We start from the raw sequence: 12,960 nt of genomic DNA on the forward strand, positions 1-12,960 counted from the left end.
TAACGGAACCTACCGATCTACAGGTAGGTAGAGCACGATGTCCGCCAACCGCTGAGCCGACCAGCCACCAAGGAGACCCGTCATGCCGGATGCCGCCAGCCGCCGCCCCGCTGACCGCCGCGCCGACAAGGAGCGCGAGACGGCCGTCGAAGCCGCCCTCGCCCAGCTCGACCTCGACACCAAGGCCCGGTTGCTCGCGGGCCAGGACATGTGGTCCCTGCCGGCCGTGCCGCACATCGGCCTCAGCTCCGTCGTCATGTCCGACGGACCGGTCGGCGTCCGCGGCGTGCGGTGGACCGCGGACGACCCGTCCATCGCGCTGCCCTCCCCCACCGCGCTCGCCGCGACCTGGGACACGGACCTCGCGCACCGCGCCGGTGTCCTGCTCGCCCAGGAGGCCCGCGGCAAAGGGGTCCACGTACTCCTCGCCCCGACGGTCAACCTGCACCGCTCACCCCTGGGGGGCCGCCATTTCGAGGCGTACAGCGAGGACCCCCACCTCACCGGCGCGATCGGCGCCGCCTACGTCCGGGGAGTCCAGTCCGGCGGCGTGGGCACCACGGTGAAGCACTACGTCGCCAACGACGCCGAGACGGAACGATTCACCGTCAACAACGTCATCTCCGAGCGCGCTCTCCGGGAGCTGTACCTCGCGCCGTTCGAGACGATCGTCAAGGAGGCCCGCCCCTGGGGCATCATGACGGCCTACAACGCGGTGAACGGTGCCTCAATGACCGAGCACCGGCACCTTGTCGAGGGCGTCCTGCGCGGTGAGTGGGGCTTCGACGGCTTCAACGTCTCCGACTGGATGGCGGCCCGCTCGACCGTACGGAACATCGAGGCTGGGCTCGACGTGGCCATGCCCGGCCCACGGGCCGTGTACGGCGAGGCGCTGGCGGCGGCCGTCCGGAACGCCGAGGTCGACGAGGCGCGGGTCGACGACGCGGTACGCAACGTCCTGCGGCTGGCCGCCCGCGTCGGGGCCCTGGACGGCGCCGAGCCGGTCGTACCGGTCCCCCCTGCCGAGGTCGACGGCGAGGAGCTCGCCCGCGAGATCGCGCGCCGCTCCTTCGTGCTGGTCCGCAACGAGCCCGTACGGGGCGAGGACCGGGCCCTGCCCCTGGATCCCGCCCGTACCCGCACGATCACGCTCATCGGCACGGCGGCCCGCGACGCGCGGGTACTGGGCGGCGGCTCAGCCACAGTCTTCCCCGTCCACACGGTGTCCCCGCTCGACGGGCTGACGGCCGCTCTTCCCGATGGTTTTCTCTCCTATGTACCGGGTGTCGACCTCAGCGACGAACCCGCCACCGCCGACCAGGGTTTCACGCTCCGGGCGGTGTGCCGGAACGCGGACGGCCGGGTCATCGGCGAGGCGTCGCTGCCCAACGGCCAGGTGCAGTGGTTCGTGTCGGATCTTCCGCCGGGGGTCACCTGGGACACGCTGGCGAGCATCGAGGTCACCGGGACGTTCGTACCGCGCGAGAGCGGCGAGCACGTCCTCGGCACGCGGGGCCTCGGCGCGTTCCAGCTCGCCGTAGACGGCGAGGTGCTGTTCGACGGGGTGGAGGAACTGGGTGAGGTGAGTGACCCGTTCGAGGCGTTCTTCGGCGGGCCGCGCGGGCGTGCGAGCGCGACCCTGACGGCGGGCGAGCCGGTGACGGTCTCCCTGCTGCACACGCTGTCGGCCGAATCCGCCGGGCCTATGCCGGGCGCACTGTTCTCGCTGGTGCACCAAGGCCCCCGGCGCGACGCTGACGAGCTGATCGCCGAGGCCGTCGAGGCCGCCCGCGGCGCCGACGCCGCCGTCGTGGTCGTCGCCACGACCGAGCGCGTGGAGTCCGAGGGCTTCGACCGGCGGGACCTGCGGCTGCCCGGCCGTCAGGACGACCTCGTCCGCGCCGTGGCCGCCGTCAACCCGTACACCGTCGTCGTAGTCAACTCGGGGTCCCCGGTGGAACTGCCGTGGCGCGACGAGGTCGCCGCCGTGCTCCTGACCTGGTTCCCCGGCCAGGAGGGTGGAGCCGCACTCGCCGACGTCCTGCTCGGCGCCGAAGAGCCCGGCGGAAGGCTGCCCACCACCTGGGGCGACCTCGACCGCGCGCCGGTCACGCGGGTGAACCCGACCAACGGTGAACTCCACTACACCGAGGGGGTCTTCATCGGCAGCCAGGCCTGGGAGCGGTCCGGCGAGACCCCCTCATACCCCTTCGGCCACGGCCTCGGCTACACCGACTGGAGGTACGAGTCCCTGGAGACGGACGGCACCACCGCCACCGTGCGCGTACGCAACACGGGAGCGCGCCGAGGACGCGAGACCGTCCAGCTCTACGTCGCGACCACCACCGACGGCGTGGACCGGCCGACCCGCCGACTCGCCGGTTTCACCGTGGTGGAGGCCGAGCCGGGCGCCGCCACCGAAGTGACGTTGGAGATCCCGCCGCGCGCCTTCGAGACCTGGGACGAGACGTCCGGCGCCTGGCGGACGGTGAACGGCACGTACGAGATCCAAGCCGGGCGTTCCGTCACCGACCTCCAGGTGGGGGCGCGGCTCACGCTCGGCCCTGGTGCGCGGGGCACCCATCAGTGACAGAGGCACCGCAGTGACGGAGGCACCACCGGCTACCTCATCCGGCCCGGCCCAGCACCAGCCACCGCGAGGGCAGTTCGATACGGCTCCCGTCGGGGGTGTAGTCGGTGGTGGTGAGCGGCAGTTCGCCGCTCACCAGGATCTCCAGGCCCGCCGCCCGGAAGATCTCCGAAACCTCCGCGTCCGGTACCTCGACGGGCGCGATGCCGTGCCGGAGCACCGGCTCCATCTTCGGCGGCGGTCCCGCGTCGCCCCGCGCCAGCCCCATCAGCAGTGTGCCCGCGGCCTGGGACGGCTCGACGACGCAGGCCCGGCCGCGCTCGCCCAGCAGGGTCGCCACGCTCTGCGCGAGCGGGTGCCGCCCCTCGGGTTCGCACTGGTGCAGGACACCGCGCATATAGACGTTGGTGTCGCCCAGTTCCGCGTGCAGCTGTTCGATCTCCGCCTTGTCGGTGGCGTCGAGCTGCCGGTACTCGGCCTGGCCCGCCGGGTCGGAATACCGGGCGTGCTCGATGGCCCCCGCCGACAGATCGGCGCCCACCACATGGCGGAAGCGGTCGGCGAGGAACCGGGTCTGGGTGCCGTTGCCACAGCCGAGGTCGACCAGCGGGAGGTCGGCGGCCGCCATGTGCGGCTCGAAGAGCGCGAGATGGAGACCCGCGGTGAGTGCGGGCTCCGCGTCCCAGAAGACGGCGCCCGGTTCGCTGGAGGCCTCGCTCCAGAAGCCCTCCCAGGCGTCCTTGTACCGACGTGTCGCGCTCATGTGACCAGCTCCCCAGGTGTGATGACCGTAGAGATCGGTCTACCGCCCCTGGGATCTCCGGACAAGTTGACGGCGCGTACGTTCGTCGATCTTTCGGTACGTGTACGCCCACCGTGCGCCCCCCTGGCCGCTCCCGTCCTCAACTACCCGTGGGGAGCGGCAACTCGAACCACACCGACTTGCCCGTACTGGTGCGGTTGGCGCCCCACTCCCTGGAGAGAGCGCTCACCACCCGCAGTCCCCGCCCGACGTCGTCGGCGGGCCCGGCGTCGCGCAGCGTCGGCAGGGTGTGGTCGTCGTCCTCGACCTCGCAGAGCAGCACATCGGTGCGCACCAAGCGCAGCCGGATCTCCTCGCCGTGGGCGTGGCGTAGGGCATTGGTGACGAGTTCCCCGGCGAGCAGCCGCGCGGTCTGCGCCAGGTCCTCCGGCAGTCCCCAGGCCCGCACCTGGTCACGGATCAGGGAACGTGCCCGGCGCGCCTCACGGGGATCGAGTGCGAGCCGCCAGCGCGTCACGCACTGGGGTGCGATGCCGTTCAGCCGGGCCATCAGCAGCGCGACGTCGTCCTTGCGGTCGCCGTGGCCCGCCGCCGAGAAGGTGGCGGCGAGCGTGCGGATGATGGTGTCGCAGGCCGCGTCCATGGAGGCCGCGGGGTGGGCCGCCGACTCGCACAGCGCGGCCAGACCCACGCCGATGTCCGCGCCGCGCATCTCGACCAGGCCGTCGGTGCACATCACCAGCCGGTCACCGGGTGCGACGGGGACGCGTACCGATGCGAACGGCACTCCGCCCACCCCTATCGGCGCGCCGGTCGGCAGGTCGAGAAGCTCGCTCCGGCCGTCTTCCGCGCGGACGACGACCGGCGGGATGTGGCCCGCGTTGGCGATGTCCAGTTCGCCGCCGATCGGGTCGTACACCGCGTACAGGCAGGTCGCCAGGTACTGGTCGCCGAGCCGCTGAGCCAGGTCGTCGAGATTGCGCAGCAGTTGCGCGGGCGGCAGGTCAAGGGCCGCCATGGTCTGCACGGCGGTACGCAACTGGCCCATCATCGCCGCCGAGTTGAGCCCGTGGCCCATCACGTCACCCACCACCAGGGCGGTTCGGGACCCGGGGAGTTTGACGGAGTCGAACCAGTCGCCGCCGACCCGCCCGAGCAGGGTGCCCGGCAGATAGCGGGTGGCGATGTCGCAGCCGGACATCCGGGGCGCGATGTGCGGCAGCATCGAGTCCTGGAGTGTCTCGGCGACGCTCTCCTGGTGCGTGTACATGCGCGCGTTGTCGAGCACGAGACCGGCGCGGGCGGCGAGTTCCGCGCCGGTGACGCGGTCCATGTCGTTGAACAGGCGCCGCTCGGGGTGGCGCAGCAGGATCATGAAGCCGAGGACGACATTGCGTGCCTTGAGCGGGACGACCAGCATCGAGCGGTTGTTGATCAGTGGCCGGATATCGCGCTTCTCGAACTGCGCGGCGATCGCGGTGCCCATCTCCTCGCTGATCCGCGGTACGAGCACCGGGTCCCCGGTGGTCATGCACTGGAAGAACGGCGTGTGCACCGGGAACGGCATCGACTCGCCGACCGGGACGACATCGTCCCAGCGGCCCGGCTCGTCGGTGTGCTCCACGGCGACCCGGTGCCACAGGGTCGTGGCGTCCGGCGGGCCTTCCGGGAAGCCCTCGCCCGCGACGACCTGCTCCCGCAGATACGTCCCGGCCACGTCGGTGAAGCGCGGTACGACAGCCCGGCTGACCTCGATGATCGTACGAGACAGGTCGAGCGAGGAGCCGATCCGCCCGCTGACCTCGTTGAGGAACTCCAGGCGTTCGCGCACGGCGGCGTACTCGAGGTCCTCAGCCTCATCGGCGTCTTCGAGGCCGTCGGCGCCGCCGCCGCCGCGCCCCGCGAGAGTCAGCCCCTCGGCCGCCGCCGGGGCCTCCCCTGCCGCCCGGGCGGCGCGCTGCCGCCGGGCCAGCCGCTCGGCGCGCCGTGGCACGCCCCAGTCGGGGGTCACCGGCACCCGGTCCTGCTGGCTGAACTCCAGGATCGGATAGCCCAGTTCCAGGATCTGGGACACGATCCGCGCGCCCTCGCCGACGCTCATGCTGGGCAGGATCTCGGGCAGCCTGCGCGCCAGCTCGTCGGCACCGGGGAACTCGGTGTGCAGGGCGAAGCCGGGCGCGACACGGCCCTGCGCCCTGACCGTCAAGGCGTCGTCGCCCGCGGTGTCGTCGCCCGAGCCGTCATCGTCCGAGCCGTCCAGGCGGTTCGCGTCCGCCGCCAGCACCAGGAGGCGTTCGGGCCCTGGGCCCACCAGCGGGTAGGCCCACCACACGACGTCGACCCGGTCACGCCCCGGCGCCGAGAGGCGGGCCCGTCCGGCGGCCGGATAGGACATCCGGCCGTGCAGCGAGGCCTCCAGCGCCGGGCCAGCCGCGTCGCCGTACGCGCCGAACTCGTCGTATGCCGAAGGGGGTTCATGGGTGGGCAGCGCGCCGGAGACGGGCAGCAGATCGACGGCGACCTGCCCCACTGCCTCCTCCCGCGCATGGCCGAAAAGCCTGCGCGCGCCCGCGCTCCAGTGCGAGACCAGGCCCGCGTCATCCACCACGACCACGGCCAGCGGCACGCGGCCGGTCACGGCCGTCGGCGACGCTGGCCCCTGCGGAGTGCCACGCTCCATCGGACTGGGCTCCTTCCCGCGGCGGCGCAAGATCCGTGCCACCACAACCACCGTACGGCCAGTACGGGTTGCCATGTGCCGCAACCCGCCAATTTGACGCTCGCCCACGCACCCCTCGTGCGCCCCCTACACGCCCCGGCGGTCACCCCGGCGGCCGCCCCCGCCTCAGGGCCTGTCTCTCAGTCCTCGTGCCCCAGCTGGAGGTCCCGCTCGGTGCGCCCGCCCCCGGCGACCTGGAGCACCGTCGCCACCGGCGGGTAGCCAGCGGCGATGACCGTGTACTCACCGGACGCCAGGTCCACAAAGCGGAAGGTGCCGTCGGGTCCGGTGGTGAGGGTGTCGACCACATTGCCGCCCGCGTCCAGAAGCGTCACCCGGGCGTCCTCCACGGACCGGCCGCCCCCAGCCCGTACCGTGCCGCGCAGCACGGCGCCGCCCGCGAGTTCGACGTCCTGGCGGGTCTCCCGCGAGGACTGGACGGTCACCGGCAGGGCGGCCGGACGGAAGGCGGGTGCGCTCCCGGCCAGGGTGTATTCCCCCGCCACCAGGTCGGAGATGACATAGCCGCCCTCGCGTCCGCTGCGGGTGCTGGCGACCACCTCGCCCCGTACGTCGGTGAGCGTCACCGCCGCGTCCCTGACCGGTGAACCGTCGGCGGTCATCACCTGCCCCGCGAGGCGGCCCGCGCCGCCGAGTACCACGTCCAGTTCCACCGGGCGGTCGCCGACGGTGACGGAGACGGCCTGCGGCTGGTGTCCGCCCGCGGCGGCGATCAGGACGTAGCTGCCGGAGCCGGGGGTCGACAGGGCGTAGCGGCCGTCCTCGCCGCTTCCGCCGCGGCCGATCTGCCGTCCGGTGACGTCGATCAGGGTGAGCGCCGCGCGGGGCACGCTGCTGCCGTCGGAGTGCTGGACGGTCCCGCACACCGGGACCCCCGCGTTCTGTGCCGCCTGTGCCGCCGCCCTGGCGCGGGGGATGGCGGTGGGCTCGGCGTCGGAGATGGGGTGGGACGTCGTACTGGACAACAGGGGGATCTCCTTGAGGAAGAACGCGATCAGCAGGCCGAGCAGGAGCACCGGCACGAGGTAGAGAAAGATCCGCGGCATCGCGTCGGCGTACGCCTGGACATAGCCGTCGCGCAGGGCGTCGGGCAGTTGGTGAACGACCGTCGGGGTGAGCGACTCGGGGTCCGGCAGACCGGCGTCCGGCAGATCGGTGTCGGCCAGATCGGCGTCGGCCAGATCGGTGTCCGAGGGGAGCCGCTCGCCGAGCGCGTCGGCCAGTCGGCCCGCGAAGAGCGTGCCGAACACGGCGGCGCCCACGCTTCCACCGATCTGGCGGAAAAAGTTATTCGAGCTGGTGGCGATGCCGAGATCGGCGGGCGGTACGGCGTTCTGCACGGCGACGATCAGCACCGGCAACACCAGGCCGATCCCGACGCCCAGGACGGCCATCCAGATGCTGTACTCCAGCCGGGGCGTATCCACCTCGAGCCGGGAGAGCAGCCACATGCCGACGGCTGAGAGGGCTCCGCCGATGATCGGGTAGCTGCGGTAGTGCCCGGTGTGGCTGATGAGTTGCCCGGAGATGATCGAAGCGCCGACGATGCCGCCCATCAGGGGAAGCATCAGCAGCCCCGACTCCATGGCGCTCGCCCCGTCGACCATCTGCAGGTAGGTCGGGAGATAGCTGGCCGCGCCGAACAGCGCCACGCCGACGACCGCGCCGATCAGCGAGGTGAGCGTGAACGTCGAGTCGCGAAAGAGCCGTAGCGGGATCAGCGGCTGCGCGGCGAAGTGCTCGGCAAGCAGGAAGAGGCCGGTGGAGGCGACGGCGCCCGCGGCGAGCCCGAGAATGACCCGGTCGCCCCAGGCGTACTCCGTACCGCCCCAACTCGTCAGCAGCACCACGCACGTGGACGCCGCGGCGAGCAGCAGCGCGCCCAGGATGTCCAGGCGGGGCTTGGCGGTCGGCTTGGGCAGCTTCAGTACGAGGGAGATGACCGCCAGGGTCAGCAGGCCGAAGGGGATGTTGAAGTAGAAGCACCAGCGCCAGGAGACGTGGTCGGTGAAGAAGCCGCCGAGCAGCGGGCCAGCCACCGAGGCAAGCCCGAAGGCCGCCCCGATGACACCCATATAGCGGCCGCGCTCCCGGGGCGGCACGATGTCGGCGATGATCGCTTGTACGCCGATGAAGAGCCCGCCCGCGCCGATGCCCTGGATCGCCCGGAAGGCGATCAGCTCCTCCATGGTGCGGGACCACCCGGCCAGCGCCGAGCCGATCACGAAGATGACGATCGCGCACTGGAAGACGCCCTTGCGCCCGAAGAGGTCGCCCAGCTTGCCGTAGACCGGCAGGCCGATGGTGGCGGTCAGCAGGTACGCGGTGATCGCCCAGGACATCTTGTCCAGGCCGTGCAACTCGCCCACGATCTTCGGGAGCGCGGTGGCGACGATCATCTGCTCAAGGGCCGCGAGGAGCAGCGCGAGCAGCAGCCCGAGGAAGACCATCCGCACCTGGCGCGGGCTCAGCGACGGGGCCGCCGGGGGTGCGGTGCCGGTCGGCGGCGGGGGCTCGTCGGCTGACGTGAACTGCTGGGGACGCTCGGTCTCGTCGGCCCGCTCGCCCTGCACCAGCGTCGTCCCACCCACGTCAGTTCCCCTCGTCGCGACCGCAGCGCCCGTGCGCCGCCCATTTCTCGCATTACGCGACAACTAGGAGCAAGCACGACGCGTTGTACGGGACGCGGCCTGAAGGGACGTCACCGCCGGTGGGAGCCCTGGGGTGGGCTAACGCCCCAGGGCGGAAAACCACTCGAAACGGTGAGCACTCAGGGCGAGCTCTCAGAGTGAGCTCTCAGAGTGCCGGGGTCGCCGGGTCACTTCTCCAGGTCGGCCGCCAGCTTGGCCAGGATCTGGTCGTAGATCCGCCCAAGGCCCTTGGGAGCGAAGGTCTTCTCGAAGAACCCGCCGATGCCGCCGGCGCCGTTCCAGACCGTGGTGACGACCACGCGTGCCTTCTTCTCACCCGCCGGAGTGACGGTCCAGGTGGTGACCATCGACGAGTTGCGGTCCTTCTCGACGAGCTGTCCCTCGGTCGGCTCGTCCACCTCAAGCAGGCAGTCGCGGACGCGCTTGCTGGTGGCCTGGAGCTTCCAGTGCACGAGGGTGCCCTTGCCGTCGCCGCCCTCGCGCACCTCGTACTCACTGAAGTGCTCGGGCAGCAGCTTCGCGCGTGTGCCGCTGTAGTCGGCCAGTGCGTCAAAGACGTCGTCCGGCTCCGCCGCGATGGTCCGCTCCGTCGCGGCCTCGACCTGTGCCATGGCACTTCCTCCACTGGTACTCGGGTGCTGGGGCCCTGCTTGCCCCGGATTCCTATCCTCCCACTCCTGACAGAGCGGGATTCCACGCCTCCATCCGGTCAAATTCTCAGCAGAACGTGTCCTTCCGGGCCGCGTTTCCGGCACGATGCGTCGGGGCTGTGACATGCACAGCCCGAACCCCCCAGTTCCGGAGGCCAGATGAGAAGGCACGCACTGGCGCTGCTCGGTGTCGCCGCTGTGGTCGGCGGGATGGTCACGGCCGTTCCGTCCGTAGCCAGTACGGATGACACCCAGGCACCACGCACCACCACGTTGAAGTGGACCGACTGTGCCACCTCGAACTATCCGACGCTGCAGTGCTCATCGGTGAAGGTGCCGCTCGACCACGCGAAGCCGCACGGCAAGAAGATCAAGATCGCCTTGTCGCGGGTTCAGGGCACGTCGGCGACCCACCAGGGCCCGCTGCTCGTCAATCCCGGTGGTCCCGGCGGCAGCGGCCGTACACTGGCCGGATTCGTGGCCAAGTCGCTGCCCGCGAAGGTGGCGGCACAGTACGACGTGATCGGCTTTGACCCGCGTGGCGTGGGCGCGAGTGAGCCCGCCCTCGACTGTCGCCCGGACCACTTCGCTCCGGTGCGGCCCGCGTCGGTGCCCAAGAGCCGCGCGATCGAACGGGCCAACCTCTCCCGGGCCAAGGCCTTCGCCAAGGCCTGCGGCGAGAAGTACGGCGATGTGCTCCAGCACATCGACACCGTCAGCTCGGCCAGGGACATGGACGTCATCCGCCAGGCACTCGGCGCGAAGAAGATCAACTACTTCGGCTACTCCTACGGGACCTATCTGGGCGCGGTCTACGCGAAGCTCTTCCCGGAGCGGGTGCGCCGGGCCGTCCTGGACTCGGTGGTCGACCCGACCGGAATCTGGGAGCAGGTCAACCTCAAGCAGGACTACGCCTTCGACGAACGGCACAAGGCGTTCGCGGCCTGGGTCGCGAAGCACGACGCGACCTACCGGCTCGGGACCCACCCAGCCCTCGTCGAGGCCCGCTGGTACACGATGCAGCGGGCCCTCGCCAAGCGGCCCGCGGGCGGCAAGGTCGGCGCCGCCGAGGTCGAGGACACCTTCCTGCCCGGCGGCTACTACAACGGCTACTGGCCGTATCTGGCCGAGGCGTTCGCGGCGTACGTCAACGACCGGAACGCCGAGCCGCTGGTCGAGGCGTACGAGAACTTCGCCTCCGTCGATGCCAGTGGTGACAACGGCTACAGCGTCTACGCCGCCGTCGAGTGCCGTGACGCCCCCTGGCCCCGCAACTGGAACCAGTGGCGTCACACCACCTGGAAGGTGTACTCCCAGGCACGCTTCATGACCTGGAACAACGCCTGGTACAACGCCCCGTGTGCCTTCTGGCCCACGAAGTCGCTGACCCCGCCGGACGTGTCCAACTCCGCGCTGCCGCCGGTCCTGCTCTTCCAGGCGACCGACGACGCGGCCACCCCGTACGAGGGCGCGGTGACCCTGAAGCGCAAGCTGCGCGGCTCCAGCCTGGTGGTCGAGCAGGGCGGCGGGAACCACGGCATCTCCCTCAGCGGGAGCGACTGCCTGGACGCCCACCTGGCCGCGTACCTGACCGACGGTACGGTCCCGCGCGGTGACGGCGGTGAGGCGGACGCGGTCTGCGCGGCGCAGCCCGACCCCAAGCCGCTGGAGTCGGACACCGCGGCCAAGGCGACGGGTACGGGGACCGGCACCGCTACCGGCAACGGCACCGGCACGGGCGGCTCCACGCTGCACGGGCTGCTGGGCTTCCGGCCCTGACCCCCAGCCGCTGATCGCTTCCCGCTCCAACTACGCCCGTCTGGGCGGGGGATGCGGCTGAGTCCGGCCAACTCATGGGCGAAGATGATCCCATGAGCCAACTCACCCGCATCCCCGACCCCGACGGCGTGTTCCCCGCCACCGCGTACACCCATGTGGTGCTGGGCACCGGCCAGTTCGTCGCGATCTCCGGGCAACTCGCCCTGGACGCGGGAGGCGAGCTGGTGGGCCCGGGCGACCCGGCGGCCCAGGCCCGGCAGGTCTTCCGGAACCTGCGGTACTGCCTGGCCGCCGCGGGCGCGGACTTCGACGATGTGGTGAAGCTGACGTACTTCGTCACGGACACCGCGTTCATGCCCGCCGTCCGGGCCGCGCGGGACGAGTTCATCGACCCCGAACGCCTCCCCGCCGCTTCGGCGGTCCAGGTCGCCGGGCTGGTGGCCCCCGAGTTCCTGCTGGAGATCGAGGCGCTCGCGGTGATCGCCGAACGCTGAGCCGAACGCGCCGAGCCGAACGCGCCGAGCGCTGACCTAGGGTGCGTCCATGGACCTGCGTATCCGGGAGATGACCGACGCCGACTGCGACGCCGTGGCCGAGATCCGCGTACGGGGCTGGCAGTCGGCGTACCGGGGCATGGTCCCGCAGCCGTACCTGGACGCGCTCAGCGTCGAGCAGGACGCGGCCCGGCGGCGCCTGCACCTCAGGGCCGGGGGCCCGGTGGTCAACCTGGTAGCCGAGCGAGCGGGCACCGTCGTCGGCTGGGCCTGCCACGGCCCGTACCGCGAGGGCGCGGCGCACACCCCGGACGCCGAGCTGTACGCGCTGTACGTCCACCCCGCGCAGATCGGCACCGGTGCGGGACGCGCCCTGCTGGCGCGGGCCCAGAGCTCCCGCGCCGCGCTTGGCCACCCGCACCTGCTGCTCTGGGTCCTCAAAGAGAACACCCGTGCCCGGCGCTTCTACGAACGCGCTGGGTTCGCGGCGGACGGCGTGGAGGAGCCGTTCGACGTGCGGGGCGTGTCCGTACCCGAGGTGCGGTACGCGCGGGCGCTGCCCTGACCAGAAGGTGCGAGGGCGAGCTCTCAGCCGCCCACCCGCGCCAGCGCCGCCGTAGCCGCCGCCACCAGGCGCGGATGGCCGCGGGCCGCCGTCAGCGCGGGTGCCGCCCGCCCGTCCCCCAGCGCGCCGAGGCCCTCGACGCAGGCGAGCGCCACTCTCCAGTACGGATCGCGCGGCGCGCCGAGGCGCCGCTCCAGCACCGTGATCAGCGCGGGGACCGACTCGGGCGCGCGCAGCGCGGTCAGCAGCCGTACCGGGTGCAGCGCGTAGGCGACGCGGAGTTCGTTGGTGGCCAGGGCGGCCGCGGCCCGCGCGGTGCGGGGGTCGCCGAGCCGGGCGAGCGCGTGCGCGGCGGCGGCGCAGCGCTCCGGGTCGCGGTGGTTGAGCAGCAGGATGAGGGTCTCGAAGGCGCGCCGGTCGCCCGCGCGGCCGAGCCGGAAGGCGGCCATCTCGCGCGCCCAGAGCGGCTGCCCGGGTTCGGTGAGCACCTGGACGAGCTCGCCGGGATCCCCGGTCGCGCAGAGGCGTTCGTACGACTGCGGGGGCACCTTGGCCCCTCCGGTCGGGGAGACCGCGGCGGCCTCCATCCGTAAACGTTCCGTAACCGTGCGCAACTGCTCGTCCATGGCGCCAGCGTAAGCGAGCGATGCAGCTCACAGCACCCAAGGACTGGCGCGCTCGTTACTCGGGAGTTAAGCTCATTCGAGCGGGTAACCCCCGCACCTCTC

General features: G+C 71.6%; 9 protein-coding genes. 4 read left to right on the top strand and 5 right to left on the bottom strand.

Annotation, left to right across the window (positions count from 1 at the left end):
- Positions 1–82: 82 nt before the first annotated feature.
- Positions 83–2,590, top strand: a complete 2,508-nt coding sequence (locus tag GCN81_RS04895; RefSeq protein ID WP_156722191.1) for a glycoside hydrolase family 3 protein — start codon at positions 83–85, stop codon at positions 2,588–2,590.
- Positions 2,591–2,627: 37 nt separating this feature from the next.
- Here GCN81_RS04895 and GCN81_RS04900 read toward each other — a convergent pair whose 3' ends face one another.
- From GCN81_RS04900 to GCN81_RS04915, 4 genes are all read right to left on the bottom strand, one after another.
- The gene (locus GCN81_RS04900) at positions 2,628–3,353 is read right to left on the bottom strand and encodes a class I SAM-dependent methyltransferase (protein ID WP_156722192.1); all 726 of its coding nucleotides are present in this window, start codon (positions 3,351–3,353) and stop codon (positions 2,628–2,630) included.
- A 139-nt stretch (positions 3,354–3,492) separates the two neighbouring features.
- A complete protein-coding gene (locus tag GCN81_RS04905; protein ID WP_197287476.1) occupies positions 3,493–6,033 on the bottom strand; it encodes an ATP-binding SpoIIE family protein phosphatase in 2,541 nt (846 codons plus the stop codon).
- Positions 6,034–6,212: 179 nt separating this feature from the next.
- Positions 6,213–8,684: an MFS transporter gene (locus GCN81_RS04910; RefSeq protein ID WP_231626372.1), complete on the bottom strand. Its 2,472-nt coding sequence runs from the start codon at positions 8,682–8,684 to the stop codon at positions 6,213–6,215.
- Positions 8,685–8,911: 227 nt separating this feature from the next.
- A complete protein-coding gene (locus GCN81_RS04915; RefSeq protein WP_156722194.1) occupies positions 8,912–9,355 on the bottom strand; it encodes an SRPBCC family protein in 444 nt (147 codons plus the stop codon).
- 198 nt (positions 9,356–9,553) lie between these two features.
- Between GCN81_RS04915 and GCN81_RS04920 the strand changes: the two genes are divergently transcribed.
- The 3 genes from GCN81_RS04920 (at position 9,554) to GCN81_RS04930 (ending at position 12,232) form a co-directional block, all read left to right on the top strand.
- Positions 9,554–11,173, top strand: coding sequence for an alpha/beta hydrolase (locus tag GCN81_RS04920; RefSeq protein ID WP_156722195.1), 1,620 nt, complete (start codon positions 9,554–9,556; stop codon positions 11,171–11,173).
- Between the two features lie 92 nt (positions 11,174–11,265).
- Positions 11,266–11,667: a RidA family protein gene (locus GCN81_RS04925; RefSeq protein WP_156722196.1), complete on the top strand. Its 402-nt coding sequence runs from the start codon at positions 11,266–11,268 to the stop codon at positions 11,665–11,667.
- Positions 11,668–11,716: 49 nt separating this feature from the next.
- Positions 11,717–12,232 (top strand): GNAT family N-acetyltransferase, encoded by a 516-nt coding sequence (locus GCN81_RS04930; RefSeq protein WP_231626373.1) that lies wholly within the window; start codon positions 11,717–11,719, stop codon positions 12,230–12,232.
- Between the two features lie 23 nt (positions 12,233–12,255).
- Here the strand turns inward: GCN81_RS04930 and GCN81_RS04935 are convergent, their stop codons facing one another.
- Positions 12,256–12,858, bottom strand: coding sequence for a HEAT repeat domain-containing protein (locus GCN81_RS04935; protein ID WP_156722197.1), 603 nt, complete (start codon positions 12,856–12,858; stop codon positions 12,256–12,258).
- Positions 12,859–12,960 lie beyond the last annotated feature (102 nt).

Origin of the sequence: Streptomyces apocyni, from assembly GCF_009739465.1 — a bacterium.
Lineage (GTDB): Bacteria > Actinomycetota > Actinomycetes > Streptomycetales > Streptomycetaceae > Streptomyces > Streptomyces apocyni.